22 protein-coding genes and 1 pseudogene are annotated in these 26,971 nt (G+C 72.6%); 4 read left to right on the top strand and 19 right to left on the bottom strand.

The genetic code is table 11. The features are described from left to right. Positions 1-25: 25 nt before the first annotated feature. The 18 genes and pseudogenes from ACWEQO_RS07760 to ACWEQO_RS07675 all read right to left on the bottom strand — a co-directional run. Positions 26-1,405, bottom strand: a complete 1,380-nt coding sequence (locus tag ACWEQO_RS07760; protein ID WP_452980041.1) for an alkaline phosphatase family protein — start codon at positions 1,403-1,405, stop codon at positions 26-28. After that, positions 1,402-2,571: a metabolite traffic protein EboE gene (gene eboE / locus ACWEQO_RS07755; RefSeq protein WP_452980038.1), complete on the bottom strand. Its 1,170-nt coding sequence runs from the start codon at positions 2,569-2,571 to the stop codon at positions 1,402-1,404. The genes ACWEQO_RS07760 and eboE overlap by 4 nt, the downstream gene beginning before the upstream one ends. Before the next feature lie 3 nt (positions 2,572-2,574). Next, positions 2,575-3,465 (bottom strand): TatD family hydrolase, encoded by an 891-nt coding sequence (locus ACWEQO_RS07750; protein ID WP_452980035.1) that lies wholly within the window; start codon positions 3,463-3,465, stop codon positions 2,575-2,577. Continuing rightward, on the bottom strand, positions 3,465-4,280 hold the full coding sequence (locus tag ACWEQO_RS07745; RefSeq protein ID WP_452980032.1) for an EboA domain-containing protein: 816 nt from the start codon (positions 4,278-4,280) through the stop codon (positions 3,465-3,467). The genes ACWEQO_RS07750 and ACWEQO_RS07745 overlap by 1 nt, the downstream gene beginning before the upstream one ends. Then, positions 4,277-5,239, bottom strand: a complete 963-nt coding sequence (locus tag ACWEQO_RS07740; protein WP_452980029.1) for a sugar phosphate isomerase/epimerase family protein — start codon at positions 5,237-5,239, stop codon at positions 4,277-4,279. The genes ACWEQO_RS07745 and ACWEQO_RS07740 overlap by 4 nt, the downstream gene beginning before the upstream one ends. Then, positions 5,236-6,309, bottom strand: coding sequence for an SCO3242 family prenyltransferase (locus ACWEQO_RS07735; RefSeq protein ID WP_452980026.1), 1,074 nt, complete (start codon positions 6,307-6,309; stop codon positions 5,236-5,238). The genes ACWEQO_RS07740 and ACWEQO_RS07735 overlap by 4 nt, the downstream gene beginning before the upstream one ends. After that, positions 6,306-7,517, bottom strand: a complete 1,212-nt coding sequence (locus ACWEQO_RS07730; protein WP_452980023.1) for an inositol-3-phosphate synthase — start codon at positions 7,515-7,517, stop codon at positions 6,306-6,308. Before ACWEQO_RS07730 ends, ACWEQO_RS07735 begins: the two co-directional genes overlap by 4 nt. A gap of 141 nt (positions 7,518-7,658) precedes the next feature. After that, a complete protein-coding gene (locus tag ACWEQO_RS07725; RefSeq protein ID WP_452980020.1) occupies positions 7,659-11,381 on the bottom strand; it encodes a ThuA domain-containing protein in 3,723 nt (1,240 codons plus the stop codon). 269 nt (positions 11,382-11,650) lie between these two features. Continuing rightward, complete coding sequence (locus ACWEQO_RS07720) at positions 11,651-12,649, bottom strand: sugar phosphate isomerase/epimerase family protein (RefSeq protein ID WP_452980017.1); 999 nt, start codon at positions 12,647-12,649, stop codon at positions 11,651-11,653. Positions 12,650-12,664: 15 nt separating this feature from the next. Beyond that, positions 12,665-13,891 carry a Gfo/Idh/MocA family protein gene (locus ACWEQO_RS07715; RefSeq protein ID WP_452980014.1) on the bottom strand — a complete coding sequence of 409 codons (1,227 nt, stop codon included), beginning with the start codon at positions 13,889-13,891 and terminating at the stop codon, positions 12,665-12,667. Positions 13,892-13,971: 80 nt separating this feature from the next. Then, entirely contained in the window at positions 13,972-15,021 is a 1,050-nt protein-coding gene (locus ACWEQO_RS07710; RefSeq protein ID WP_361452392.1) for a substrate-binding domain-containing protein, read from the bottom strand. Between the two features lie 17 nt (positions 15,022-15,038). Further along, positions 15,039-16,058, bottom strand: coding sequence for an ABC transporter permease (locus tag ACWEQO_RS07705; protein WP_361452389.1), 1,020 nt, complete (start codon positions 16,056-16,058; stop codon positions 15,039-15,041). Next, positions 16,055-17,572: a sugar ABC transporter ATP-binding protein gene (locus ACWEQO_RS07700; protein WP_361452386.1), complete on the bottom strand. Its 1,518-nt coding sequence runs from the start codon at positions 17,570-17,572 to the stop codon at positions 16,055-16,057. The genes ACWEQO_RS07705 and ACWEQO_RS07700 overlap by 4 nt, the downstream gene beginning before the upstream one ends. A 189-nt stretch (positions 17,573-17,761) precedes the next feature. Continuing rightward, complete coding sequence (locus ACWEQO_RS07695) at positions 17,762-18,943, bottom strand: ROK family protein (protein WP_361452383.1); 1,182 nt, start codon at positions 18,941-18,943, stop codon at positions 17,762-17,764. Positions 18,944-19,180: 237 nt separating this feature from the next. Then, positions 19,181-19,864, bottom strand: coding sequence for a GntR family transcriptional regulator (locus ACWEQO_RS07690; RefSeq protein ID WP_452980271.1), 684 nt, complete (start codon positions 19,862-19,864; stop codon positions 19,181-19,183). A gap of 149 nt (positions 19,865-20,013) precedes the next feature. Further along, on the bottom strand, positions 20,014-20,961 hold the full coding sequence (locus ACWEQO_RS07685) for a beta-ketoacyl-ACP synthase III (protein ID WP_361452380.1): 948 nt from the start codon (positions 20,959-20,961) through the stop codon (positions 20,014-20,016). 164 nt (positions 20,962-21,125) lie between these two features. Beyond that, positions 21,126-21,281, bottom strand: a complete 156-nt coding sequence (locus tag ACWEQO_RS07680; protein WP_361452378.1) for an MFS transporter small subunit — start codon at positions 21,279-21,281, stop codon at positions 21,126-21,128. After that, positions 21,250-21,561, bottom strand: a pseudogene (locus tag ACWEQO_RS07675) (MFS transporter); the annotation flags it as partial. The pseudogene ACWEQO_RS07675 and the gene ACWEQO_RS07680, both read right to left, overlap by 32 nt. A gap of 43 nt (positions 21,562-21,604) precedes the next feature. Between ACWEQO_RS07675 and ACWEQO_RS07670 the strand changes: the two are divergent. The 3 genes from ACWEQO_RS07670 (at position 21,605) to ACWEQO_RS07660 (ending at position 24,787) form a co-directional block, all read left to right on the top strand. Beyond that, positions 21,605-22,465 carry a 2Fe-2S iron-sulfur cluster-binding protein gene (locus ACWEQO_RS07670; RefSeq protein WP_452980008.1) on the top strand — a complete coding sequence of 287 codons (861 nt, stop codon included), beginning with the start codon at positions 21,605-21,607 and terminating at the stop codon, positions 22,463-22,465. A 35-nt stretch (positions 22,466-22,500) separates the two neighbouring features. Then, a complete protein-coding gene (fdhD, locus tag ACWEQO_RS07665) occupies positions 22,501-23,385 on the top strand; it encodes a formate dehydrogenase accessory sulfurtransferase FdhD (RefSeq protein ID WP_452980005.1) in 885 nt (294 codons plus the stop codon). Positions 23,386-23,515: 130 nt separating this feature from the next. Then, positions 23,516-24,787 carry a DUF4185 domain-containing protein gene (locus tag ACWEQO_RS07660; RefSeq protein WP_452980002.1) on the top strand — a complete coding sequence of 424 codons (1,272 nt, stop codon included), beginning with the start codon at positions 23,516-23,518 and terminating at the stop codon, positions 24,785-24,787. Here ACWEQO_RS07660 and ACWEQO_RS07655 read toward each other — a convergent pair. Further along, positions 24,723-25,790 (bottom strand): bile acid:sodium symporter family protein, encoded by a 1,068-nt coding sequence (locus ACWEQO_RS07655; protein WP_452979999.1) that lies wholly within the window; start codon positions 25,788-25,790, stop codon positions 24,723-24,725. The two genes, ACWEQO_RS07660 and ACWEQO_RS07655, sit on opposite strands and share 65 nt — an antisense overlap. A gap of 204 nt (positions 25,791-25,994) precedes the next feature. On the opposite strand from ACWEQO_RS07655, the gene ACWEQO_RS07650 reads away from it, so the two are divergent. Further along, a complete protein-coding gene (locus tag ACWEQO_RS07650; protein WP_452980268.1) occupies positions 25,995-26,942 on the top strand; it encodes a LysR family transcriptional regulator in 948 nt (315 codons plus the stop codon). Positions 26,943-26,971: the final 29 nt, after the last annotated feature.

The following is a 26,971-nucleotide window of genomic DNA, read 5'->3' as shown; positions in this document are numbered from 1 at the left end:
GTGGTGCGTCAGCCGTGGTGGTGCGTCAGCCGAGTCCGGCGAGCCGGAGCAGGAGTTGTTTGACATCGGTGGCCGCGACGCGGTCTCCGACGGCACGGGGGGTGGAGCAGATGAGGAGCGGACCGTCGTCGTCGCTCGCGGGGAGGCGGCCGTGGCTGCCCCGAATAGGCGAGGGGTCGAGGGGCACGACCGCCATCCGGTAGCGCATGCCTAGTTTCTTGCGCGCCAGTGCGGTGGCCGCCTTGACCTTGACGTAGGGGTCGAGGGGATCCATGAAGAGTTCGACCGGGTCGTAGCCGGGTTTGCGGTGGATCTCGACGAGCTGCGCGAAGTCGGGCGCGCGCTCGTCGTCGAGCCAGTAGTAGTACGTGAACCAGGCGTCGGGTTCGGCGACGGCGACCAGTTCGCCGGCGCGCGGGTGGTCGAGGTGGTGGGCCTTCTTGCCCTCGTCGTCGAGGAGTTGGTCGATACCGGGGAGCCCTTCTAGGGCGGCCCGGGTGGTGTCGAGGTCCTCGGGGCGGCGCACGTAGACGTGGGCGATCTGGTGGTCGGCGACCGCGAAGGCGCGCGAGGCCATCGGGTCGAGGTACTCCATGCCGTCCTGCGTGTGCACCTCGAGCAGGCCCGCGCGGCGCAGGGCGCGGTTGATGTCCACGGTCCGGTTCACCCGGGTGATGCCGTACTCGGACAGGGCGACGACGGTGCGTCCCTCGGCGCGGGCGTCGTCGAGCAGCGGGGCCAGGGCGGCGTCCAGGTCGGCGGCGGCTTTCAGGGAGCGGGGGTCGTCGGGGCCGAAGCGCTGCAGGTCGTAGTCGAGGTGGGGGAGGTAGCACAGGGTCAGGTCGGGGCCGCGGGTGCGGTTGATGTGGCGGGTCGCGTCGATGATCCACCGGCTGGAGACGAGGTCCGCGCCGGGGCCCCAGAAGTGGAAGAGCGGGAAGGTGCCGAACTTCTCGGTGAGTTCGTCGTGCAGGGCGGGCGGCCGGGTGTAGCAGTCGGGTTCCTTGCGGCCGTCGGCGTAGTAGACCGGGCGGGGGGTGACGGTGATGTCGGTGTCGGCGCCCATGGCGTACCACCAGCAGATGTTGGCGACGGTGTAGCCGGGGTGGGCGCGGCGGGCGGCGTCCCAGAGTTTGTCCCCGGCGACGAGACCGTTGTGCTGGCGCCACAGCAGGACGTCGCCGAGTTCGCGGAAGTACCAGCCGTTGCCGACGATGCCGTGTTCGGAGGGGAGGGTGCCGGTGAGGAAGGTGGACTGGGCGGCGCAGGTGACGGCGGGCAGCACGGTGCCGAGCGGGGCCCGGGAGCCGGACTGGCCGAGGGCCTTGAGGCGGGGCATGTGATCGAGGAGGCGGGGGGTGAGGCCCACGACGTCGAGGACGAGGAGGGGGGTGGGGTCGTTCAAGGGAGTTCCTTCAGGCCTAGGTCCGTCAGCAGGTCGCGGGCGAGGGTGAGTTCGGCGGCGATGCCGTCGGCGAGCTGGGCGCGGCCCCGGGGCCGCAGCTCGGGTGGGAGGGCCTGCCAGGTGTAGGTCTCGACCTCGAGGTGGCGGGTGAGCGGGTGCGGGCCGCCGACGAGCCGGGTCAGGGCGGTTTTCAGCACGGGCAGCGTGGAGGTGAGGGGCGCGGTGGGGGCCGCGTGCAGCGGGACGTGGAAGTGGGCGCGCCAGGGCGCCGCGTCGGGCAGGGCGTCGCCGGCCAGGGCCTCGGCCAGGTCGTCGGTGCCGCGCAGTCCGGCGGCGGTGGAGGTGCGGGTCTGGTGCAGGAAGCGGGGTTCGGCGAAGGCGGCCAGGGCCTCGCGGACCTCGGGGAGGTGGGGCTGTTCGGCGTGGAGTGCGGCGGACAGCTGGGACTTGACCACGGGGATGCCGGCCCGGGTGAGGTCGTCCAGGGCGGTGTGCGGGTCTTCGAAGGAGGTGGCGAGGTGGCAGGTGTCGACACAGATGCCGATGCGGTCGTGGCCGATCGCGGTGAGCGGTGCGATGGCGTCGTGGGTGGTTTCGACGACGCAGCCGGGTTCCGGCTCCAGGGCGATGCGGATGGAGCGCCCGGTCAGCTCCTGGAGCGCGTCGAGGCGTTCGGCGAGGGTGCGCAGGGCGGTGCGGGAGGTTTCGGCGCGCTCCGGGTCATGGGCGGTGCGCCAGGCCAGCGGCAAGGTGGAGATGCTGCCGTCGGGGACGTCGTCGGGGAGCAGTCCGGCGAGCAGGCGGGCCAGCGAGGTGGTGTGCTCCAGGCGTTCGGGATCGGCCCAGTCCGGTTTGTAGACGCGGTACTTGACCTCCTCGGCGCCGAAGCCCTCGTAGGGGAAGCCGTTGAGGGTGACGACCTCGAGGCCGCGCCGGTCGAGTTCGCAGCGCAGGCCGCGCAGGGCGGACGGGTCGGTGACCAGGGCGTGGGCGGCGTCCTTGGCGAGCCACAGGCCGATGCCGAGCCTGTCCCGGCCGAGGCGGCGGCGGACGGGCTCGCAGTGGTCGCGGAGCTGGGCGAGGACGCCGTCGAGGGTCTCGGCGGGGTGGACGTTGGTGCAGTAGGCCAGGTGGACGGTGGAGCCGTCGGGGTGGCGGAAGCGCATGGCTCACGCCTCCGCGGCAGGGGCGCCGGCTGGCCGGGGTTCGTCTCTCGGGGCCCCGCGCAGGATGGAGTTGCCCTCGTGGGTGGCGTCCGTGGTGGTGACGTCGAGGTTCAGCCGGCCGCTGAGTCCGTAGAAGGCGACGGGGTTGCGCCACAGCACCCGGTCGACGTCGTCGTCGGTGAAGCCCTCGGCGAGCATCAGGTCGGCGACCTTGCGGGTCTTGAGCGGGTCGCTCTTCCCCCAGTCGGCCGCGGAGTTGACCAGGACCCGTTCGGGGCCGTGGGCGCGCAGGATCGCGACCATCCGCTCCTCGTCCATCTTGGTGTCGGGGTAGACGGAGAAGCCCAGCCAGCAGCCGCTGTCCTTGGCCTCCTTGACGGTGGTCTCGTTGAGGTGGTCCATCAGGACGCGGTCCATGGGCAGTTCCGACTCCCGGACGACGTCGAGCGTACGGCGCAGGCCGGCGAGCTTGTCGCGGTGCGGGGTGTGCACCATCGCGGGCAGGCCGTGGTCGGCCGCGAGCTGGAGCTGGGCGGCGAGCGCGGTGTCCTCGGCGGGGGTCATGGAGTCGTAGCCGATCTCGCCGACGGCCACGACGTTGTCCTTGACGAGATACCGGGGCAGCAGGTCGAGGACGGGCGTGCAGCGCGGGTCGTTGGCCTCCTTGGGGTTGAGGGCGAGGGTGCAGTGGTGGGCGATGCCGTACTGGGCGGCCCGGAAGGGTTCCCAGCCGAGGAGGGCGTCGAAGTAGTCGAGGAAGGAGGTCGGCGAGGTGCGGGGCTGGCCGAGCCAGAAGGCGGGCTCGACGACGGCGCGGACACCCGCCGCGTACATGGCCTCGTAGTCGTCGGTGGTCCGCGAGGTCATGTGGATGTGGGGGTCGAAGAGGCGCATCAGGACTCCTTGACATGGGGGCCGTGGGGGGTGCGGGGGCCGTCCGTGGCGGGTGTCGGGGTGGCGGACTCGGGCCGGATCAGGGCCTGTACCCGGTGCAGGTCCTCCGGGACGGGGCGGCCCGCGGCGGTGCGCTCGTCGGCGTAGTCGCCGAGCATGCGGGCGAGTTCGCCGTCGCCCCGGGCGCGCCGGGGCAGGTCCGCCACGTGATCCACGGCGACTCCGGTGAAGAGGCACTTCAGTACGGCGTGCCGCCAGGCGTGGGCGTCGAGGTGCCGGGCGCAGTACGGGCCGACGGCGGCGGAGACGAGCCGGGTGTCGTTGGTGCGCAGCGCGTCCTCGACGAGCGGGCGGGCCTCGGGGCCGGGCACGAGGTGGGGCAGGGCGTGCAGGACGGCCCGGCGTTCGTCGGCGGTGCCCTGGTGGTAGACCCGGGTCAGCGCCTCGAGGTCGGCGCGGGCCGCGTGCAGGATCAGGACGCGGGCGGCGTCGGCGTGGGCGAGGCCGCAGCGGCGGCCGGCCTCGGCCAGACGCAGCTCCCAGACGGAGATGGGCCCGTGGGTGCCGGGGCGGGCGGCTGCCTCGTCCAGGGCCTGGTCCAGCCAGGCGCGAGCGGCCGTGTCGAGGCGGGCGGAGAGAGAACGGTGCAGTTCGGCGAGCGGGGTGACGGCGGGGTGGAGCGGGGCGGCGGGAGCGGCGGAGGTGGTGCCGTCGGCTGCCGGGGCCGCCGAGGATCCCGGAGGGCGGGGGGCCGCCTCGGGGCCGTCAAGGGTGGCTGCCTCCGGGGTGGCCGGGGTGGCACGGGGGTGGTTCACGGGGTGCTGCTCCCTTCGGGGGTGGCGGAGGGATCGCCGGTTGGGGACGCGGGGGCGGGAGCCGTGCCGGCGCCGTTGGCGGTCGCGGCGGCGCGGGCCGCGGCGTGGAGGAACGGGAGGGAACGGGCCGCGAAGTGGGGGCCCGCGTGGGAGTGGCGGGGCAGTTCGACGACGGTCAGGCCCTGGTAGCCGGTGGCGGCGAGGGCCGCGAGGACGGGCGGGAAGTCGATCTCGCCGTCTCCGAAGGGCAGGTGCTCGTGGACGCCGCGGCGCATGTCCTCGATCTGGACGTGGCGCAGCCAGGGGGCGGCGTCGCGTACGCAGTCGGCGGGTGGGAGGGGTTCGAGGCACTGGCAGTGGCCGAGGTCCAGGGTGAGGCCGAGGGGTTCGGGGTCGCCGAGCGTGCGGCGCAGGCGGTGGAAGTCGGCGAGGGTGGCGAGGAGGTGGCCGGGTTCGGGTTCGACGGCGAGCGGGACGCCGGCGGTGGCGGCGGCGTCCAGGACGGGGGTGAGGGTCTCGGCGAGGCGTTCCCAGGCGGTGTCCTCGGCCGTGCCGTCGGGGAGGGTGCCGCTGAAGCAGTGCACGGCGTGCGCGCCGAGGTCGGCGGCGACGCGGACCGCCCGCAGGAGGAGGTCGACGCGGCGGGCGCGGTCGTCCGGGTCGGGGTCCAGCAGCGACGGTCCGTGCTTGCGGCGGGGGTCGAGCACGTAGCGGGCGCCGGTCTCCACGGTGACGCCGAGGCCGAGCGCGTCCAGTCGGTGCGCGACCCGACGGGTGCGGGCGGCGAGGTCCGGGGCGAGCGGGTCGAGGTGCATGTGGTCGAGGGTCAGCCCGACCCCGTCGTAGCCGAGGTCGGCGAGGAGGGCGAGGGCGTCGTCGAGGCGGAGGTCGGCGAGGCCGTTGGTGCCGTAGCCGAAGCGGAGCGGGGTCGGGGGGACGCCGTTCGGGTTCCGGCTCACGTGATGCTCACCTTCCTCATGGCGGACCTCCTCGCGAACATCCGGCCGGCCGGGGCCAGGGCCGCGACGAGCAGGGAGGTGGCGGCCGAGCCGGAGCGGGCGGCGAGCGCGGCCTGGAGCGGGATCGTGGCCCGGATGCCGCCGCCGACGGCGCGTTGGGTGAGCGGGGGCGAGGGGTTGAGCACGGCGTGGAAGTAGGGCCGGGCGGCCGTGGCGGCGTAGGCGGCGCCCAGGGCGGTGGTGAGGATGCCGGTGGCCCGGGGCGGGTGCCCGGCCGGGCTGGAGCCCGGCAGGCCGGGGGCGGCTGCTGCCCGCCGGCCTGCCGGGAGTCGGGTGGGGCGGGCGACCAGCCGGGTCAGCGCCCCCGTCGTCGCGAGGGCTGCCAGCGGGGCCAGGACCGAACCGCCGGTGGTCTCCCGGCGGGAGACGGCCGTGACCGCGAGGGTGTGCGTGCCGAGCAGCGCGGCGGAGGGCAGGGCGGCCCGGGTGTTGCCGCCGGTGGCGGCCGCGCCCAGGAGCAGGTCCAGTCCGCGGGCGGCGGCCATGGCCGCGGGGCCGGCGGGGGTGTGCTTCAGGGCGAGGTCGTAGGCCCAGACGGTCGCCGCCAGGGGCGCGGCCACCGCGAGGGCGGGGCGTCCCGCACCGGCGGCGAGCGCCAGTCCGGCGCCGGTGAGGGCACCGGCTGCGGTGAGGGCGGCGGCCGGGCGGACGCGGCCGGAGGGAAGCGGGCGGTGCGGGCGTTCCACGGCGTCCTCGGCGCGGTCCGCCCAGTCGTTCAGGGCCATGCCGGCCTCGTACAGGCACAGGGAGGAGCCGATGGCGAGCAGGGTGCGGGGTCCGGGGCGTGCGCCGGCCGCCGCCGCGCCGGCCAGGGCGTCGCCGGGGACGGTGAACAGCGCAGGCAGGCGCAGCAGTTCGGCCCAGGCGCCCGCGCGGCCTGAGCGGGGGCGGGAGGTGCGGGGCGCGGGGCCGGGGAGGGGCGTGGCGGCGTCCGTGCCCACCGGGCCGTCTGCCGCCGGCGGCCCGGTGGGCGCGGACGTGTCCCGTGCCGGGGCGGTCGTGCGGTTCACCGCTGCGTCCCGTGCTCGTCGGCGCCGTCCCGCAGTCGCCCGGCGAAGCGCCTCAGCTCCGCGTACTGCTCGGCCAGTGAGGACGGGCCGTCCCCCACGGGATCCTTGAAGTAGAAGCCCAGCTCGCTCAGCGGACCGGACAGGCCTTGCTGCCGGGCGCGGACGACCAGCCGGGCCAGGTCGAGGACGAGCGGTGCGGCGAGCGCCGAGTCGCAGCCCTGCCAGGTGGTCTGCAGGACCATGCGGGTGCCGAGGAAGCCGTCGAAGGCGATGTGGTCCCAGGCCGTCTTCCAGTCGCCGAGCGCGGGTACGTCGTCGATGTGGACCTCGCCCTCGGGGGTGGTGCCGAGGGTGTCGGCGAGGACGCGGTCCTTGCCGGCGTTCTTGGCGGCGGCGGCCGCGGGGTCGGCGAGGGCGGCACCGTCGCCGCCGCCCAGCAGGTTGGTGCCGGACCAGGCGCGCACGGCGAGGGCGCGCTGCAGGAACATCGGGCCGAGCACGGAGCGCAGCAGGGTCTGCCCGGTTTTGCCGTCGCGGCCCGCGTACGGCAGGCCCGAGGACTCGGCGAGCGGGGCCAGCGCCGGGTGGTGCAGGCCCGTGGAGGGGGTGAAGTTGACGTAGGGGCAGCCGGCGCGCAGGGCGGCCGCCGCGTAGCGGGAGCTCGGCGGCAGGGAGCCGTCGGTGGGAGCGGGCTCGGTGGAGGCGACGTTCACCACGACGGCGCCCGTGAGGCCCTGGCGGTGCACGAAGTCGCGGATGTCGGCCGCGAACACGTCGATCAGTTCGTCGTCCTGGCGGCCCGAGCCGCCGTCCGTGTCACCGGGCAGGGGGCCGCCGGGTCTGATCTCCCGGTCGGCGGCGACGAGTTCGGCGTGTACGGCGGAGGGCAGTCCGTGCGGCAGGACGCCGCCGGCGGCGAGGTGTTCGGCGCGTTTGGGCAGCGGGCAGTCGACGGTGTCGTGGCCGCCGAAGACGAGGGAGGACAGCGGCGGCAGGCCGCACGAGGCGAAGTCGGGGGTTTCGGTGACCATGCCGGTCGGCGGGTGGAGTCCGGCGGTGACGGCGGCGCAGCCCGCGATCGCGGTCGTGGCCACGGATCCGCGCGCCCCGAGGAGCCAGACGCCGAAGCGCGGGGCCGGGGAAAGGGAAGGAGAAAGGGCAGGAGAAGGGGTGGGGGTGGGGGTGGGGAGGGACGGTTCGGCGGACATGGGCAGCCTCCTTGTCGTACGCGAACCGGGTGCGAGCGCCGGAAGCGGGCCCGTGAGGGCCCGGCGGGGTGCCGGGCGCGGGGCCCGGCGGGACGACGGGCGGAGGTCCGGCGTCCTCCGCCCGCCGCCGTTCCGGTCGCCCTAGGAGGGCAGTTCCTTCAGCTGGATGTTGCGGAAGGAGACATGGTCGTCGGCCCCGTGGTTCTGGAGGCCGATGTAGCCGTCGGTCAGGCTCCGCTCGGGGTCCTTGTTGGTGAAGTCGTTGATCTTGACTCCGTTGAGGAACACCTGGAGCCGTTCGCCCTGGACCTTGATCTCGTAGGAGTTCCACTGGCCGGGCGGACGCAGGACCTGGTCACGGGCCTTGATGTTCGCCGACTTGAACGAGTAGACGGAGCCCGTGGTGCGGTCGGGCGCGTCCGTGGCGTCGATCTGGATCTCGTAGCCCTTGTTCACCGCGGACCAGGGGTCGTCGGAGGCCGGGAAGCCCACGAAGACACCGGAGTTGTCGTCGCCCCGCATCTTCCAGTCGAGCTTGAGGGAGTAGGACTTCAGCTCCTTGGCCTGGTACCAGAGCAGACCCATGCCGCCCTCGGACTCCAGGGTGCCGTCCTTGACGTCGAACTTGCCGGGGCCGGCCTGCTTCCAGCCGTCCAGGGTCTGGCCGTTGAAGATCGTCCGGTAGCCCTTGGCGGGCTTGCAGTCCGCCTTGACCTGGCCGGTGGCGTACTGCAGGCCGCCGAGCAGATGGGTGCGGAAGGCCTCCTCGGCGTAGGACTCCTTGGTGTGGCCGCCGCCGGTGTAGAAGGAGCGGCCGCCGCCGTAGCTCTGGCACCAGGCGATCGGGTGGTCGCCCTTCATGGTGCCGCCCTGGTAGGTCGTCTCGTCCAGGGTGGCGAGGACCTTGGCCTGCTCACGCGGGTTGGTGCGGTAGTTGTACCACTCGTCGGTGCGCTCCCAGGCGTCGTCCAGATGCGCGGTGGACGGGTGGTCGTGGTCCTCGACGCGCACGGTGGCCTTCTGGATGGCCGGGTGCGAGTCGAAGTAGGCGCCGACGAGGCCGCCGTAGAACTCCCAGTCGTACTCGGTGTCGGCGGCGGCGTGGATGCCCATGTATCCGCCGCCGCCCGCGACGTAGTTCTCGAACGCCTTCTGCTGGGCGGCGTTCAGCACGTCACCGGTGGTGGACAGGAAGGCTACCGCGTCGTACTTGGCGAGGTTGGCCGTGGTGAACTGTCCGGCCTCCTCGGTCGCGTCGACCGTGATGCCGGCCGGGGCGCCGAGTTCCTTGAGGGCGGCGACGCCGGCCGGGATGGAGTCGTGCCGGAAACCGGCGGTCTTGGAGAAGACCAGGACCTTCTTGCCTCCCTTGAACGGCTGGGTGGAGAACTCGAAGTCGTCCACGTCGTACAGCGCGCCGTCGCCGCCCCGGAAGACCAGGAAGATCTCGGTGGTCTTCTTCGGCAGGGAGCGCAGCGGCACGTCGACGTTCTGGAACGTCTCCCAGCCGCCGGTCGGCGGGATGTACGCCGAGCCGTGCAGCTTGCCGTCGGGCGAGCCGGTGCGCAGTTCGACGAAGCCGCCGGCGCCGCCGGAGGAGGCCCGGACGGTCAGCTTCTTCTGCCCGTCGAACCGGTAGGGGCTGAAGGAGATCCAGTCGCCGTCGTGGATGTCGCCGACGGTCTTGCCGCCGTTGGCGGCGGTCTTGTCGAAGGTCTTCACGCCCGACTGGGCGGTGAAGTGCTCGGCCTGGCGGTGCAGCGGCTGGAGCACGGTGCGCGCGGTGCCGGTCAGGGCCTCCTGGCCGTTCGCCCCGCCGTCGGTGTAACTGGCTCCGACGACACCGTAGATGTTGGCGTTGGGGTCGTGACCGCCGTCACCTGGGGGCGGTTTGAGGGTGCCCTCGCAGCCCGTCTCGCTGGTCAGCTCGTGGGCGTGGGAGTCGTGGCCGAGGCTGTAGACGACCTTGACCTTGGAGCAGTCGACCTTCTCCTCGGGGTCGGTGACGGTCACCTTGAACGGGACGGGCTCGCCGAAGGCGGCCAGAGTTCCGTTGCCCGGGACGTCGATCGTCACCTTGGGCTCGGTGTTGCCGACCACGATGCGGACGCTGGCGTTGCCGGTGTTGCCCTCGGGGTCCTTGGCGGTGAAGGTCGCGGTGTAGGTGCCGATCTTCTTGTACTTGTGGGTGGGCTTGAGGCCCTCGCCCTTGGCGCCGTCGCCGAAGTCCCAGCTGTAGGTGAGGTCCGGGGAGTCGGCGTCCTTGGCGGAGGCGGTGAAGGCGACCTTGAGGCCGGCCGCGCCGGAGGTCTTGTCCGCGCTCACCTCGGCGATCGGGGAGAAGCCGTCCTGGGCGTTCTCGATCCGGTACAGCGCGGAGTTGTCGTCGCCCTGGAACCAGGAGAGGCCGTAGTCCAGGACGTAGAGCGCGCCGTCGGGACCGAAGTCCATGTCCATGATCTGGGTGCCGGTCCACGGGAAGTCGTTGATCTTCGCGATGGACCCGCCGGAACCGTCTTCGGCCTGCTCGATCCGCTTGATCCAGCGGCGGCCGAACTCACCCGCGAAGAAGTCGCCGTCGTACGCCTCGGGGAACTTCACCTTGGAGTCGAGGTCCGGGTCGTAGCGGTAGACCGGGCCGGCCATCGGGGACTCGGAGCCGCTGCCGAACTCGGGCACGGAACCGCCGTCGTACGGGATCCAGGCGGGCTGGGCGGGCGGCAGGTCGGTGAGGCCGGTGTTGTGTCGCGAGGTGTTCTTCGGGGCGTCGCAGTCGAACTTCTCGCCGGAGGTCTTGGTGGCGAAGTCGTAGTCGACGTAGGCGTCGTTGTCGCCGGTGCAGAACGGCCAGCCGAAGTTGGCGGCCTCGGTGACCTTGGCGAACTCGACCTGTCCCGCCGGGCCCCGCTTCGGGTCGGCGGCGCCGGCGTCGGGGCCGTAGTCGCCGACGTAGACGGTGCCGGTCTTCTCGTCGACGCTGATCCGGAACGGGTTGCGGAAGCCCATCGCGTAGATCTCGGGGCGGGTCTTCTCGGTTCCGGGGGCGAAGAGGTTGCCCTCCGGGACGGTGTACGAGCCGTCCTCGGCGACCTTGATGCGCAGGATCTTGCCGCGCAGGTCGTTGGTGTTGCCGGAGCTGCGGCGGGCGTCGAAGGCCGGGTTGCGGCCGGGCCGCTCGTCGATCGGGGTGAAGCCGTCGGAGGCGAAGGGGTTGGTGTCGTCGCCGGTGGACAGGTAGAGGTTGCCCTCGGCGTCGAAGTCGATGTCGCCGCCGACGTGGCAGCAGGTGCCGCGGGACGCCTCGACGTCCAGGACCTTCTTCTCGCTGGCCAGGTCCAGCGTGCCGCTCGGGTTGAGGACGAACCGGGAGAGGCGGTTGACGCCGTCGAACTTCGCGAAGTCCTCGGCGGTGCCGGTCTCCGGGGCGTCGCCGGCGGGGGTGTCGAGCGGCGGGGCGTAGTAGAGGTAGATCGCCCGGTTGTTCTCGAAGTCCGGGTCGATACCGACGCCCTGCAGGCCCTCCTCGTCATGGCTGTAGACGGGGATCTTTCCGGCGACCTTGGTGACGCCCCCCTGGTCGGTGAGGCGCAGGGTGCCGTCGCGCGAGGTGTGCAGGACGCTGCGGTCCGGGAGTACGGCGAGCGACATCGGCTCGCCCGTCTCGGGCTCGCCCTTGGCGAGCGGCACCTGCTGGAACTGCCCCTCGGCGGCTACCGGTTCGTCGTGTTCCGGGTGGCCCGGGTGGGCGCCGGCGACGGTCGCCGGGGTGCCCGCGGCCAGCATCAGGCCGGTGAGCAGGGCGAGGGCGGTGCGGAGTCCGGTACGCCTCGTGGTGCGGGTGGGTTTGAGTCTGCTTCTGTGCACGAAGTCCCTCCGGGAACGGGGTGGGGCCGTACGGAACAGGTGCGAAGACGTGCGGTGCGTGCGGATGCCGGGATGCGCCGTCACTCCGGAGGCGCGGGTGTCCTGAACGCTTCAGGGACGGTAACCGCGTTCTTCCGGAACGAACACCCCTTGGGTCAGAGCCGGTTGAACTTTTCCCCGGCACAGGACAAAGCGGGATCCGGGCAGGCCGGGCCGGGGGCCGGCGGATGCTCCGGCCCCCTCTCCCGACCTGCCGTCGGGCGCGCGGTTCAGCTGCTGAACGCGGCGTCGAAGGACGCGCTGGGCGGCTCGAAGTCGTACGCCTTGAGCCGGTTCAGCGCCTCCGGGGCGCCCTGGAGCCGGTCCATGCCGGCGTCCTCCCACTCGACGGAGACGGGGCCCCGGTAGTCGATGGAGCGCAGCATGCGGAAGACGTCCTCCCAGGGGACGTCGCCGTGGCAGGCGGAGACGAAGTCCCAGCCGCGCCGGGGGTCGCCCCAGGGCAGGTGGGAGCCGAGGCGGCCGTTGCGGCCGTCGAGGCGCTTGCGGGCCTCCTTGCAGTCCACGTGGTAGATCCGGTCACGGAAGTCCCACAGGAAGCCGACCGGGTCGAGGTCCTGCCACACGAAGTGGGAGGGGTCGAAGTTGAGTCCGAAGGCCGGCCGGTGGTCGACCGCCTCCAGGGTGCGCACGGTGGTCCAGTAGTCGTAGGCGATCTCGCCGGGGTGCACCTCGTGCGCGAACCGCACGCCCTCGGCGTCGAAGACGTCCAGGATCGGGTTCCAGCGCGTCGCGAAGTCCTCGTAGCCGCGGTCGATCATCGACTCGGGGGCGGGCGGGAACATGGCGACCAGGTGCCAGATCGCCGATCCGGTGAATCCGATGACGGTGTCGACGCCGAGGAGGGACGCGGCGCGCGCGGTGTCCTTGATCTCGGCGGCGGCCCGCTGCCGTACGCCCTCGGGTTCGCCGTCGCCCCAGATCCTGGCGGGCAGGATGGCCTGGTGGCGTTCGTCGATGATGGCGTCGCACACCGCCTGGCCGACCAGGTGGTTGGAGATCGCCCAGCACCTGAGGCCGTACTTGTCGAGGAGTTGGTGCCGGGAGGCGACGTAGGACGGGTCGGCGAGTGCCTTGTCGACCTCGAAGTGGTCTCCCCAGCAGGCGAGTTCGAGGCCGTCGTAGCCGAAGTCCCGGGCGAGTCGGCAGACTTCCTCCAGTGGCAGGTCCGCCCACTGTCCGGTGAACAGCGTGAAGTTGCGCGGCATCGGTCTCCGTCCTCCTCAGGCGGCGATCGTCGTGTAGAGGGAGTTCTTCTCGGCGCTCTCCTCCACGGCCGCGAGCACGCGTTGCACCTGCAGCCCGTCGGCGAAGGAGGGTTCGGGTGTGCGGCCGTCGGCGACGGCGTGGACCAGGTCACGGGCCTGGTGCACGAAGGTGTGCTCGTAGCCGAGGCCGTGGCCCGGCGGCCACCAGGCGTCCAGGTAGGGGTGGTCGGGTTCGGTGACGAGGATGCGGCGGAACCCCGCGTGTGCGCCGGGCTCGGTGCCGTCGTGGTAGGAGAGCTCGTTGAGCCGTTCCAGGTCGAAGGCCAACGAGCCGTGCTCGCCGTTGAGTTCGATGCGCAGGGCGTTCTTGCGGCCGGTGGCGTACCGGGTGGCCTCGAAGGAGGCCAGGGCGCCGGAGGCGAAGCGGCCGGTGAACAGGGCCGCGTCGTCGACGGTGACCTCGCCGGTGCCGGTGGCCCCGACGGCATCGACGGCGGCCAGTCCGCTGGTGGGCCCGGTCGGCAGCGGCCGTCGGCGGACGAACGTCTCGGTGAGCGCGGAGACGCCCGCCAGCGGCTCCCCCGCCAGGTACTGGGCCAGGTCGACGATGTGCGCGCCGAGGTCGCCGAGCGAGCCGGAGCCGGCCTGTTCCCGGCGCAGCCGCCAGGTCAGCGGGAACGCGGGGTCCACCAGCCAGTCCTGGAGGTACGCCACCCGTACGTGCCGCAGGGTGCCGATGCGGCCCTCGGCCACCATCCGCCGGGCCAGCGCGGTCGCGGGAATCCGGCGGTAGTTGAAGCCGACCATCGCCAACCGGCCCCGTCCCTGGGCCTCTTCGGCGGCACGGACCATCGCCTCGGCCTCGGCCACGGTGTTGGCTAGGGGCTTCTCGCACAGCACGTGCTTGCCCGCGGCGAGGGCGGCCAGCGCGATCTCGGCGTGGCTGTCGCCCGGGGTGCAGATGTCGATCAGGTCGACGTCGTCCCGTTCGACCAGGGCACGCCAGTCGGTCTCGGTGTCCGCCCAGCCGTGGCGGTCGGCCGCCGCGCGCACCGCGGTGGCGTCCCGGCCGCAGATCACGGCCAGTTCGGGGCTCAGCGGCAGGTCGAAGACGCGGTCCGCGGTGCGCCAGCCCTGGGAGTGGGCGGCGCCCATGAAGGCGTAGCCGACCATGCCGACGCGCAGGGGTGGCTTCCCCGTTCCCGCGCCGTCTGCCCCCTCTGACTGCTGCGGCTGTGCCATACGGATGTCCTCCTCGTCGTCGTGGCGGGCGGGGGTGGGCCCCGCCCGGTGGGCCGGTCAGGCCCGTGGGGCGGGGCTCGTCACTTGAAGCCGGTGGACATGTACTGGTCGACGTTCTCCTTGTCGACCACGGCCGAGTAGCAGGTCAGCGAGGTGGGGATCTCGAACTCGGCGAGGCCGCCGATCCCCTTGCCCTGGCCGAGGGCACGGGCGAGGTCGATCGCGGAGGCGGCCATCGACGGCGGGTACAGCACCGTCGCCTTCAGGACGCCGTCGTCCGCCTTGATCGCCTCGAAGGCGGAGAGCGCGCCCGCGCCGCCGACCATCAGGAAGTCGTCCCGACCGGCCTGTTCGACGGCGCGCAGCGCACCCACGCCCTGGTCGTCGTCGTGGTTCCACAGCGCGTCGAACTTCGACTGTGCCTGGAGGAGCTGGGCCATCTTGGCCTGACCGGACTCGACGGTGAACTCGGCGGCCTGGCGGGCCACCTTCTTGATGTTGGGGTAGTTCTTCAGTGCGTCGTCGAAGCCCTGGGTGCGCTGCTTGGTGAGTTCCAGGTTGTCCAGGCCGGCCAGTTCGACGACCCGGGCGTCCGGAGTGTCCTTGAGCTTCTCGCCGATGTAGTGCCCGGCGTTCAGGCCCATCCCGTAGTTGTCGCCGCCGATCCAGCAGCGGTAGGCCTGCGGGGTGTTGAAGATGCGGTCGAGGTTGACGACGGGGATGCCGGCGCGCATCGCCTTCAGCCCGACCTGGGTGAGCGCCTTGCCGTCGGCGGGCAGCACCACCAGGACGTCGACCTTCTTGTTGATGAGGGTCTCGATCTGGCCGATCTGCTGGGCGGTGTCGTTGGAGCCCTCGGTGGTCTCCATGGTGACGTCGGAGTACTTCTCGGCGCGCTTCTTGGCCTGGTCGTTGATGGCGTTGAGCCAGCCGTGGTCGGCCTGCGGTCCGGCGAAGCCGATGGTGACCGGCTTGCCGGGCTTGTCGTCGGCCACCGGCTGGTCGTTCGCGGTCGGCTTCGCGTCGCTCGGTTCGTTGCTGGTGCAGCCGGTGACGAGGACACCGGCGGACACGGCGGCGGCTCCGAAGAGCAGCCCTCTGCGGCTCGTGGAAGGCGTCGGCTCTGGCATGGCGGTGAACCCTTTCGTCAGGTCGTGCTCGCGGTACGGCGCTGGACCAGCACGGCGGCGACGATGATCGCGCCCTTGGCGATCTGCTGGACGTCGCTCTGCAGGTTGTTCAGGGCGAAGATGTTGGTGATCGTGGTGAAGATCAGGACGCCCAGCACGGAGCCGACGATGGTGCCGCGGCCTCCGGTGAGCAGGGTGCCGCCGATGATCGCGGCGGCGATGGCGTCGAGTTCGTAGAGGTTGCCGTTGGTGTTCTGGCCGGAGCCGGCCAGGACGATCAGCAGGAAGGCGGCGATGCCGCAGCACAGTCCGGACAGCAGGTAGAGGTAGAGCCGCTGGCGGCGGACATCGATGCCGGCGAGCCGGGCCGCCTCCGGGTTGCCTCCGACGGCGACGGTGCGGCGCCCGAAGGTGGTCCGGTTGAGCATCAGCCAGCCGATGACGGTGACCGCCGCGAACACCAGGACCAGGGGCGGGACGCCGAGGACGTAGGAGTCGCGTTCACCGAGGTCGAGGACCCCGTCGACGGTGACCACCTGGGTCCGCCCGTCGGTGATCAGCAGGGCCAGGCCGCGGGCCGAGGCGAGCATGGCGAGCGTCGCGATGAACGGGACCATCCCGCCGTAGGCGATGAGCACCCCGTTGACCAGGCCGCAACCCACTCCGACGAGGACGGCGGTGAACAGGATGCCGGCGAAGCCGAACTCCTGGGTGGCGACGGTGGTCGCCCACACCGAGGACAGGGCGACGATCGCGCCGACCGACAGGTCGATGCCGCCGGAGGTGATGACGAAGGTCATGCCGACGGTGACCACACCGATGACGGAGGCCTGGGTGAGGACGAGTTGGAGGTTGCGGGTGTCCAGGAACTCGTCGGGTCTGGTGATGCCGCCGATGAGGACGAGTACGGCGAGCACGCCGAGCAGGGACAGCGTACGGAGGTCGGCGCGGAACAACACGGCGCGCCAGGCGGGTGTTTCGCCGGTGGCGGGCACCTTGTCGGTGCGTTCCCGCGGCGGGGAGACGGGCTGTGTCATGACGCCGGGCTTCCTTCCATGACCAGGTCGAGTACACGGTGTTCGTCGAGCTCCCGGGCGGGCGCCGTGTGGACGACGTCGCCTTCCCGGAGCACCAGGACGCGGTCGGCGAGGCCGAGCACCTCGGGCACCTCGCTGGAGACGAGCAGTACGGCTAGGCCCTCGTCCGCCAGGCGGCGGACGACCGCGTACAGCTCGGCGCGGGCGCCGACGTCGACGCCGCGGGTGGGTTCGTCCAGCAGCAGCACCCGGCAGCCGCGCAGCAGCCAGCGGGCGAGCACGGCCTTCTGCTGGTTGCCGCCGGACAGGGTGCGCACGGGCACGTCCGGGTTGTCCGGCCGGAGCGACAGCTCACGGGTGGCGGCGCGGGCGGCGCCCAGTTCCGCGCCCCGGTCGATCCAGCCGGCCCGGGAGAAGCGGGACATGGCGGAGACCGACACGTTGCGGGTGACGGACTCCAGCATGAGCAGGGCCTGCGCCTTGCGTTCCTCGGGGGCGAGCCCGATCCCGGCGCGCACGGCGGCGCGGACGCTGCCCGGCCGCAGCGGGCGTCCGTCGACCAGGACACGGCCGGTGTCCGGTCTGCGGGCCCCGTAGACGGTCTCCAGGATCTCGGAGCGCCCGGAGCCGACCAGACCGGCGAGCCCGACGATCTCCCCGGGGCGCAGCTGCAGGTCGAGGGGGGCGAACTCGCCCTTGCGGGACAGCCCTTCGACGGTCAGCACCGGTTCGCCGGTCGGCGCGGAGCCGGGCCGCGGGGGGAAGACGTACTCGACGTCGCGGCCGGTCATCAGGGAGACCACCTCGCGGGTCGGGGTGGACTTCGCGGGCAGCCCGCCCGCGACGGCCCGGCCGTCCTTCAGCACGGTCACCCGGTCCCCGATGCGCCGGATCTCCTCAAGGCGGTGCGAGATGTAGACGACGGCGACTCCGTCGGCGGTGAGATCGTCGACGATGCGGAAGAGGTTCTCGACCTCGTCCGGGTCGAGCGCCGCCGACGGTTCGTCCATCACGATGAGGCGCACGTCGTGCGAGAGCGCCCGCGCCATCGAGACGATCTGCTGCTGTGCCGCCGACAACTCCCCCACCGGCCTGGCCGGTTCGATCTCCGGATGCCCGAGGCGGGCCAGCAGCCGGCCTGTCGCCTCCCTGGACGTTCTCGGGCGGACCACGAACCCGGCGGTCGTCGGCTCCTGGCCGAGGTGGACGTTCTCGGCGACCGTCATGTGCTCCACCAGGTCGAGTTCCTGGTAGATGGTGGCGATGCCGAGGCGCATGGCGGCGATCGGCGAGCGCAGGGTGACCTCTTCCCCGCGCCAGCGGATCGTGCCCGTGTCGGGCTGGTGGGCGCCGGCCAGCACCTTGATCAGGGTGGACTTTCCGGCGCCGTTCTGGCCGAGCAGGCAGTGCACCTCGCCGGCCTGGACGTCGAGGTCGACGCCGTCCAGGGCCCGGACGCCGGGGAACGACTTGGTGATGCCGGACATGCTGAGCAGCGGTGGTTCGGGTGCCATGCGGATTCCCCTCGGCGGGCGTGCGGGCCGGTGTCAGGGCGCGGTCGGGCCGACGTTGTCAGGGCAGGGTGGAGCGCGGCGGAGCGGGGGCGGAGCATCGGAGCAGGGGTGGAGCGGCGGAGCAGGATGGAGCGGCGGAGCCGTACGTGGTGCGGGTGCGCTGTTCCGTGCGGTGGTGCCGTGGGCTGCTTACGCGGGTGAGAACAGGTGGTCGCTGATGAGCCGGGCCGCGCCGATGACTCCGGCGGTGGGGCCCAACTCCCCCAGGACGATGGGCAGGTTGCCGGTCGCCAGGGGCAGCGACTGGCGGTAGACCTGGGTGCGGATGGCGGCGAGCAGGGTGTGGCCGAGACCGGTCACCCCGCCGCCGATCACCACCAGGCCGGGGTTGAAGAAACTGACCAGGCCGGCGATGACCTGGCCGGTGCGGTTGCCGCCCTCGCGGATCAGGTCGAGGGCGGTGGCGTCCCCCGCGGCGGCCGCGGCGGCGACGTCGACGGCGCTGAGCGTGCCGTTCGTCTCCAGGCGGCTCGCGAGTTCGGCGGAGAGCCGCTGTTCGGCGGCCTCCATCGCGTCCCGGGCGAGGGCCGAGCCGCTGAAGTGGGCCTCCAGGCAGCCCCGGTTGCCGCAGGCGCACGGGCGGCCGTCGGGGACGGCCTGGATGTGCCCGATGTCGCCGGCGCTGCCCGTCGTACCGCGGTAGACCTCACCGCCGACGACGATGCCGCAGCCGATGCCGGTACCGATCTTGACGCAGAGGAAGTCGCCGACGGTGCGGGCGACGCCCGCGTGCTGCTCCCCCATCGCCATCAGGTTCACGTCGTTGTCGACCATGACCGGGCAGCCGAGGTCCTGGCTGAGCGCCTCCCGTACGGGGAAGCCGTCCCAGCCGGGCATGATCGGCGGCGCCACCGGGACGCCCTCGGGGAAGCGGACCGGGCCCGGGACGCCGATACCGGCGCCGTCGAACCCCTCGGCGAGCCCGGTGGCCTTCAACTTCGCTGCCATGGCCAGGACTTGCTCGAACACCGCGACCGGTCCGTCACGGACGTCGATGGGCTGGTTGAGGTGTCCGAGGATCTCCAGTTCGGCGTTGGTGACGGCGACGTCGACCGAGGTCGCGCCGATGTCCACGCCGAGGAGGCGCAGGTGCGGGTTGAGACGGATGTTGTGGGAACGCCGGCCGCCGCGCGAGGCGGCGAGTCCGTCGGCCACGACGAGTTCCGTCTCCAGCAGCCGGTCCACCTCCACGGCCAGCTTCGACCGGGAGAGGTCGACCTGGTCGCCCAGTTGGGCACGGGAGTGGGGGCCACCGTCGCGCAACAGCCGGAGCAGTCGGGCCTGATGCGCGTTCGCGGGTCGTGCGGTCATACGTCTCACGGACCCCTCCCCGCCTCTGTCGGCCTGTGCGCGCCGGATTCCGGCCACGTGTGTGGCGTGCTTTCGGAGGGAACGTAGCAGCGGCTGCCGGAGGTGGGAAGAAGTCGCGCAGGAATTGGCCCCCACTTTTTCCACTCACAGGACAAAGGGTCCCGGGCGGAGCCGCGCGGGACCCTTCCCGGGGCAGGGTCCCCGCGCCCCGGGGCTCCGGTCGGGACGCCGGTGTCGTCAGGACTTCGCCTGCGCGAGGTACGAGCGCCGGGTGTGCTCGGTGTGTTCGCGCATGAGCCGCTCGGCCAGCCGCTCGTCGCGGGCGGCGACGGCGGCGATCAGGTCGCGGTGCTCGGCCCAGGACTGCCCGCCGCGCTGCCGGGCGACGGGGGCGTGGTACCAACGCACCCGGCGGCCGACCTGGGCGGCGAGTTCGGCGAGGACCGCGTTGCCGGCCGGGTCCATGATCTTGGTGTGGAAGCGGGCGTTGAGGACGACGGCGGCGTCCACGTCGTCGGAGGCGACGGCCTCCAGGCCCAGCGCCAGGATCTCCTCCAGGGCCTCGATGCCCGCGCTGTCGGCGTTGAGCGCGGCGAGCCTGGCGGCCTCGGCCTCGGCCTCCAGCAGCGTGCGCACGGTGAGGAGTTGGTCGGCCTCCTGCTCCGTGGGCTCGTGCACGAACGCGCCCTGCGCGGGGCGCAGATCGACCCAGCCCTCGGTGTTCAGCCGCTGCAGCGCCTCGCGCACCGGCTGCCGGGAGACCCCGAGGTGACCGGCGAGTTCGCTCTCGACCAGATGCCGGCCGGGCCGGAGGGCGCGCGTGGTGATGAGCTCGAGCAGTGTCTCGTAGACCCGGTCCCGCAGCGGTCCCGGTCGTTCGAGCTTGGGCACCGCCCCCTGGGGCAGTCCGGTCGACAGCATCACGGTCCCCCCTCCTCGGCGGCCCGCGACCGGCCGTGCGGCCGGTCGTTCGGCGCCGCCAGCAGTGATTGTCTTTCGTCTACAGTCCACGGGGCCCGTATGCCGGGGAGAGGGGAGTCGATCGCGTCACACCCCCGCGGGGCGGGTCTTCAGGGGCAGCGGACGACCTGCCCCGCGTACGACAGGTTCCCGCCGAAGCCGAACAGCAGGACCGGGTCGCCGGTCGCCACCGCGCCCCGCTCGACGAGCTTGGCGAAGGCGAGCGGGATGCTCGCGGCCGAGGTGTTGCCCGACTCGGTGACGTCGCGGGCGACGACGGCGTTGACGGCGCCGATCTTGAGGGCGAGGGGTTCGATGATCCTCAGGTTGGCCTGGTGCAGCACCACGCCGGCGAGTTCCTCCGGCGCCAGTCCCGCCTTCTCGCAGGCCTTACGGGCGATGGCCGGCAGCTTCGTGGTCGCCCAGCGGTACACGCTCTGCCCCTCCTGCGCGAACCGCGGCGGCGTCCCCTCGATCCGCACCGCGTTGCCCATCTCCGGCACCGAGCCCCACAGCACGGGCCCGATCCCGGATTCCTCGGGGGTCTCGGCCGCCTCGACGACCACGGCGCCCGCCCCGTCGCCGACGAGCACGCAGGTGGAGCGGTCGGTCCAGTCCGCCACCTCGGACATCTTGTCGGCGCCGATGACCAGCGCGCGGCGCGCGGCACCGGCCCGCACGGCGTGGTCGGCGGTGGCCAGCGCATGGGTGAACCCGGCGCACACCACGTTGACGTCCATCGCGGCCGGATCGGGAATGCCGAGGCGGGCGGCGACCCGGGCCGCCATGTTGGGCGAGCGGTCGATCGCGGTGGACGTGGCGACCAGCACCAGGTCGATCTCGGCGGGGGTGCGGCCGGCCGCCGCCAGCGCCTTGGCCGCGGCGTGGGCGGCCAGCTCGTCGACGGGCTCCTCGGGGCCCGCGATGTGACGGGTGCGGATGCCGACCCGGCTCGTGATCCACTCGTCGCTGGTGTCGACCATGCCCGCCAGCTCCTCGTTGGTGAGCACCCGGGCGGGCTGGTAGTGGCCGACGGCGACGATGCGCGAGCCGATCATGGGTGGGTCCCCCTCGTGTTGCGGTTGCGGGATCCATCAGTCTGGTCAGTGACTGGCGGGTACACCGACAGGTGATGCGACAGGAATCGGGCGTCGGGCTTGTCGGCTTCGGTCAGCCCCGCGGACGTCCGGACACGCGTTCGGATGCGTCCGGACACCACCCGTCATCCGGTGAACAGTTGTGTCGCCTTCCGTACGAGTTCGTACAGCCCGTAGGTGAGCGGTGCCCCCACCCACAGCCAGGCGAAGGTGATCAGCCCGCGGCGGGCGGGGCCGGTCCCGCCCGCGTCAGGCGGACTCGTGCTGCTGTCGCCGGTCATCGGCGGCCTCCTCCGTCGGGTCGGGGCTGGGGACGTGGTGGCGGGGGTGCAGGGGCCGGACGAGTTCGTTGGCGACGAAACCGACCACGAGCAGGCCGATCATGACGAGGAACGACAGCCCGTACAGCGACGAGCCGTGCTTCCCCGCCTCCTCCTGCCGGTCGGCGACCCGGTTCACGATGAGCGGCCCGAGCACGCCGGCCGTGGACCACGCGGTGAGCAGCCGTCCGTGGATGGCGCCGACCCGGTAGGTGCCGAAGAGGTCCTTCAGATACGCCGGGCCGCGGCGAAACCGCTGCCATCGACCGTCTGGGGGCCTACGAATGACCGTGACACCGCTGGGGATCCCCCGCCGCCTGCTGGAGTTCACCCTGGATGACGAGCCGGTCCGGGCGCCCGAGGGGTCGACGATCCTGGACGCCTGCCGGGCGGCCGGGAAGGACGTCCCGACGCTGTGCGAGGGCGACACGCTGACGCCGAAGAACGCGTGCCGCGTGTGCGTGGTGGAGGTCGAGGGCTCGCGCACGCTGGTCCCGGCCTGCTCGCGCAGGGCCGAGCCGGGCATGGAGGTGCGCACCGGCACCGAGCGGGCCCGGCACAGCCGCAAGGTGGTCCTCGAACTGCTCGCCTCCTCCGTCGACCTGTCGACGACCCCGCGGGCCGCCGAGTGGATCAAGGAGTACGAGGCGGAACCGGACCGCTTCGGCCCGGACGCGGCCCGCCTCGACGAGGAGCCGAGGGTCGACAACGACCTGTACGTGCGCGACTACGGCAAGTGCGTCCTCTGCTACAAGTGCGTGGACGCCTGCGGCGAGCAGTGGCAGAACTCCTTCGCGATCTCGGTCGCGGGCCGTGGCTTCGACGCGCGGATCGCGGTCGAGCACGACGGTCCGCTGACCGAGTCGGCGTGCGTGTACTGCGGGAACTGCATCGAGGTGTGCCCGACGGGCGCCCTGTCGTTCAAGTCGGAGTTCGACATGCGGGCGGCGGGCACCTGGAACGAGGCGGCGCAGACGCGGACGACGACGGTGTGCGCGTACTGCGGAGTGGACTGCAACCTCACGCTGCACGTACAGGACAATGAGATCGTGAAGGTCAGCTCACCGCACGACAATCCGGTGACCCACGGCAACCTGTGCATCAAGGGCCGCTTCGGCCACCAGCACGTACAGAACCGGGACTGACACCAGGAACGACCAGGAGACCGGGGACTGGGGACATGGGACGAGTCACAGAACGACGCAAGGTGGTCCGCATCCGCGACGGGGTGGTGTCCACCCGCCCGGACACGCTCGTCACCGAGGAACCCATGGAGATCCGGCTGAACGGGAAGCCGCTGGCGATCACGATGCGCACCCCGGGTGACGACTTCGCGCTGGCCGTCGGCTTCCTGGTCAGCGAGGGCGTCCTGGCGACGGCTTCCGATCTGCGGAACGTGGTGTACTGCGCGGGGGCCACGCGTGGGGGCACCTCCCGCTCGAGCGGAGCCGAGAGTGGGGGAGGGTCGAACACGTACAACGTGGTCGACGTGCAGACCGCCCCCGGCGTGCAGATCCCGGACATCACGCTCGAGCGCAACGTGTACACGACCTCGTCCTGCGGCCTGTGCGGCAAGGCGAGCCTGGACGCGGTGCGCACCACGGCCCGCCACCCGATCGCCGACAGCCCGCCCCTGCGCCTCACCCCGGAGCTGCTGGCCGCCCTGCCCGACCGGCTGCGCGCCTCCCAGCGGGTCTTCGACCGGACGGGCGGCCTGCACGCGGCGGCCCTGTTCGACGAGGACGGCGGGCTGCTGGACGTGCGGGAGGACGTGGGCCGGCACAACGCGGTCGACAAGCTGGTCGGCCGCGCGCTGCAGCACGGGGACCTGCCGCTGTCCCGGACCGTCCTGATGGTCTCCGGCCGGGCTTCCTTCGAGCTGGCGCAGAAGGCGGTCATGGCGGGCATCCCGGTGCTGGCGGCCGTCTCGGCGCCGTCCTCGCTGGCCGTGGACCTGGCGGCGGAGACGGGGCTGACCCTCGTGGGGTTCCTGCGGGGCAGTTCCATGAACGTGTACGCGGGTGAGGACCGTGTCGTCCTGCGGACCGCGGTCGCCCAGGGCTGACCGGTCCCCCGCGGCACGGCGGCGGGGTCCCTCCCGGCGGGGAGCGCCCCCTGCGCCGTGGGGGCCCCGCCTCGATGCGTGACCGCCGCGCCGTGGACCCGGGCCACTCCGGCCACTAACGTCCCGGAGCGTGCCCGACGACACAGCACGAGCAGGCGTACGAGCAGGGGCGGGTTCATGGAGGAGGACGGCGGCCGGGACGCGTCTGCTGCTCGCGGCGGCACTGGCGCTGGTCCTCGGCGCCGTGCTGCTTCTCGTCCTGCCGGAGAACGAGGACCGGGGGCGGGACGACGGTGTCTGCGCGCCGCGCACCGTCGCCTCCTGGGCGGCGGAGGACGCCCTCACCGCCGAGTTCGCCCGCTACGGCGACGACGCCGCACGCACCGACGACTGGACGGGCGGCGACGGCACCCACTCGGTGCGGCTGCCCGACGGCCGGCTGCTGTGGCTGTTCTCCGACACCTACCTGGGCCACGTGTACGGCCCGCCCAACCCGGTCGGCGAGCCCCACGCCTGGCGGGACCCCGCCACTCCGCTGGTGCGCAACTCGGCGGTGCTGATGCGCGAGGGCCGGCTGGAGGCCACCCTCCCCGCCCCGCTCTTCCCCGACCCCGCGCCGGACCAGTGGCGCTGGCCGGTCGCCGCCCGGGTCGAGCCCCGCTCCCCCGGCTCCGCGGAACGGGTCGTCCGGGTCGTGCTGTGGGTGCGTGCCGCAGGGCAGTCCCCGTGGATCTACGGAGTGCCCACCGCCACCGAGGTCGCCACGCTCTCCCTGCCCGATCTGCGCCTGGAGTCGGTGGTGGAGGTGCTCGACCAGCGGAGCGTTTCCGATCCGTCCCGCCGGGTCCTGTTCGGCACCACCCTGATAGAGGAGGACGGCTGGACGTACGTCTTCGGCGGCGACGACGGTCGGGCCGTCTCCCGCGGGGCCTCCCACGCGTACGTGGCGCGGGTCGTGGAGGGCGGGCTCGCCGATCCGGCGGCCTGGGAGTACTGGGACGGCTCGGCCTGGCAGACCCGCGCCCGTCCGCGCCCGGTGCTCGGCGACGGGCACCGCACCGGCGTGGGCAGCGCCTTCTCCGTGGTGCGGGACGACGGGCGGTACGTCCTGTTCACGATGGCCGCGGGTGTCGAGGGGCTGACCACGGTGACGTCGTACTGGTCCTGCTCCCCCGCCGGCCCGTGGCACGGACCGGGGAAGGAGTTCGCTCCCGCGCTGCCGCACGGTGGGACCGGCGCGTACAACCCGCAGACCCACCCGGAACTGAGCGACGACGGACGGCTGGTGCTCAGCTACGACGTCAACCTGCTCGAGCCGTCCGGCGCCGCGGTGCCGCTCAGCCGGAACGTGTCCCTGTACCGGCCCCGGTTCGTGACGGTCCGGCTGGGCTCCGGACGGTGACGTCCACCTCCTCGGCGATCCCCGCGTCGAGGGACCCGGGGTCGTGCGAGCGGCGCTTGGCGATCACCGCGCAGACCATCAGCTGCATCTGGTGGAACAGCATCAGCGGCAGCACGGCCAGCGAGGCCTGCGCGCCGAACAGCACGCTGGCCATGGGCAGTCCGGCGGCCAGCGACTTCTTCGAACCCGCGAACTGGATCGCGATCCGGTCCGCCCGGCCGAACTTCAGCGCCCTGGCGCCGTACCAGGTCAGCAGCAGCATCACGGCCAGCAGGACGGCCTCGACGGCGAGCAGTCCGCCCAGCCGGGCCGGGCTCACCTGGCTCCAGACGCCCCGCACCATTCCCTGGCTGAACGCGGTGTAGACGACGAGCAGGATCGAGCCCCGGTCGACCAGGGCGAGCACCTTGCGGTGACGGGTGACGAACCCCCCGATCCAGCGGCGCAGCACCTGCCCGGCGACGAACGGCACCAGCAGCTGCAGCACGATCTTCGTCACCGAGTCGGCGGAGAACCCGCCGGCGCCCCCGCCCAGCAGCGCCGCCGCGAGCAGGGGGGTCGCCACGATGCCGACGAGCGAGGAGAAGGAGCCGGCGCAGATCGCGGCGGGCACGTTGCCGCGGGCGATGGAGGTGAAGGCGATGGACGACTGGACGGTGGACGGGACGAGCGTGAGGAAGAGCAGACCCTGGTAGAGGGGATCGGTCAGCAGGACCGGGACGGACCCGCGGGCAACCAGGCCCAGCAGCGGGAAGACGAGGAAGGTGCAGGCCAGGACGGTGCCGTGGAGCCGCCAGTGCCTCAGTCCGTCCAGTGCCTCACGGGTGGAGAGCCGGGCGCCGTAGAGGAAGAAGAGGAGGGCGATGGCGGCGGTGGAGGCGCCGGAGGCGAGAGCGGCGCCGGTGCCGCGCGCCGGGAGCAGTGCGGCCAGGCCCACCGTCCCGAGCAGGAGCAGGATGTACGGGTCGATCGGCGTCCGACTCGGCCGGTGCGGGCGTTTCACGGTGTTCCACTTGCTCCACTCATTCGGGGACTCTTCGCGTCGCTCGATCGTTCTTCGGGGCTCCCCCGCGCGAGCACGGGGGAGCTCCTCTCCATCCTGCTCCCTCCCGTCGTGATCGGGAATCCCGTACACCGCTCTCACTGTCATCACGTTTCGCGATAGCCTGCCGGGGTGGCCGAGACCGAGGGGTACGACCTGCACGACATGTACGACCCGACGCAGCTGCGGACGTTCCTGTCCGTGGCGCACACGCTGTCCTTCACCCGGGCCGCCCGGCGCCTCGGGCTGCGGCAGTCGACGGTCAGCCAGCACGTGCGGCGCCTGGAGGAGGCCACCGGGCGGCAGCTGTTCACCCGGGACACCCATTCCGTGGAGCTCACCGAGGACGGCGAGGCGATGCTCGGCTTCGCCCGGCGGATCCTGGACGTGCACGAGCAGGCGGCCCAGTTCTTCGCCGGCACCCGGCTGCGCGGCCGGCTGCGGTTCGGCGCGTCGGAGGACTTCGTCCTGACCAGGCTGCCGGAGATCCTGGAGCGGTTCCGGTACGAGCACCCGGAGGTCGACCTGGAGCTCACGGTCGAGCTGTCGGGCACGCTGCACGAGAAGCTGGCCGCGGGCGAACTGGACCTGGTGCTGGCCAAGCGGCGGCCGAAGGACACCCGGGGCGAGCTGGTGTGGCGCGACGAGCTGGTGTGGGTCGGCGCGCGGGGGCTGCGCCTGGAACCGGACCGCCCGGTGCCGCTGATCGTCTATCCGCCGCCGGGCATCACCCGGGAGCTCGCACTGCGGGCACTGGAGCGGCAGGGCCGCGAGTGGCGGATCGTGTGCACCAGCGGCAGCCTCAACGGCCTGCTCGCGGCGGCCCGCGCCGGGCTCGGCGTGATGGTGCACTCGCGCGGGCTGATCCCGCCGGGGCTGGTGCGGGTGCCGGACCGGGCGGGGCTGCCGGAGCCGGGCCGGGTGGACTTCGTGGTGGCGCACGGCCGGCGGCGCCCCTCGGCGCGGGGTGCGGCGCACGCGCTGGCGGCGGCGATCCTGTCGGGCGGGGACCGGTTGAAGCGCGGGGCGGTCGAGAAGGCGCACGAGAAGGAAGCCGCGGAGACGGGAGAGGCGGAGGAGGCTGCGGAGGCGGGGGCGCCGTACCGCAGGTGAATCGTGCCGTCCGGAATGCATCGGGGGCC

This window comes from Streptomyces sp. NPDC004051, assembly GCF_053604275.1.
Note: the sequence above shows the minus strand (reverse complement) of the source record. Positions and strands in the feature narration are given on the sequence as shown.

Bases quoted from the DNA above. Each gene is read 5' to 3' on its own strand.
- eboE (WP_452980038.1), bottom strand. From the start codon at position 2,571: ATGCGCTTCCGCCACCCCGACGGCTCCACCGTCCACCTGGCCTACTGC.
- ACWEQO_RS07750 (WP_452980035.1), bottom strand. From the start codon at position 3,465: ATGCGCCTCTTCGACCCCCACATCCACATGACCTCGCGGACCACCGAC.
- ACWEQO_RS07730 (WP_452980023.1), bottom strand. From the start codon at position 7,517: ATGTCCGCCGAACCGTCCCTCCCCACCCCCACCCCCACCCCTTCTCCT.
- ACWEQO_RS07720 (WP_452980017.1), bottom strand. From the start codon at position 12,649: ATGCCGCGCAACTTCACGCTGTTCACCGGACAGTGGGCGGACCTGCCA.
- ACWEQO_RS07715 (WP_452980014.1), bottom strand. From the start codon at position 13,891: ATGGCACAGCCGCAGCAGTCAGAGGGGGCAGACGGCGCGGGAACGGGG.
- ACWEQO_RS07710 (WP_361452392.1), bottom strand. From the start codon at position 15,021: ATGCCAGAGCCGACGCCTTCCACGAGCCGCAGAGGGCTGCTCTTCGGA.
- ACWEQO_RS07705 (WP_361452389.1), bottom strand. From the start codon at position 16,058: ATGACACAGCCCGTCTCCCCGCCGCGGGAACGCACCGACAAGGTGCCC.
- ACWEQO_RS07700 (WP_361452386.1), bottom strand. From the start codon at position 17,572: ATGGCACCCGAACCACCGCTGCTCAGCATGTCCGGCATCACCAAGTCG.
- ACWEQO_RS07695 (WP_361452383.1), bottom strand. From the start codon at position 18,943: ATGACCGCACGACCCGCGAACGCGCATCAGGCCCGACTGCTCCGGCTG.
- ACWEQO_RS07690 (WP_452980271.1), bottom strand. From the start codon at position 19,864: ATGCTGTCGACCGGACTGCCCCAGGGGGCGGTGCCCAAGCTCGAACGA.
- ACWEQO_RS07685 (WP_361452380.1), bottom strand. From the start codon at position 20,961: ATGATCGGCTCGCGCATCGTCGCCGTCGGCCACTACCAGCCCGCCCGG.
- ACWEQO_RS07680 (WP_361452378.1), bottom strand. From the start codon at position 21,281: ATGACCGGCGACAGCAGCACGAGTCCGCCTGACGCGGGCGGGACCGGC.
- ACWEQO_RS07670 (WP_452980008.1), top strand. From the start codon at position 21,605: ATGACCGTGACACCGCTGGGGATCCCCCGCCGCCTGCTGGAGTTCACC.
- fdhD (WP_452980005.1), top strand. From the start codon at position 22,501: ATGGGACGAGTCACAGAACGACGCAAGGTGGTCCGCATCCGCGACGGG.
- ACWEQO_RS07650 (WP_452980268.1), top strand. From the start codon at position 25,995: ATGTACGACCCGACGCAGCTGCGGACGTTCCTGTCCGTGGCGCACACG.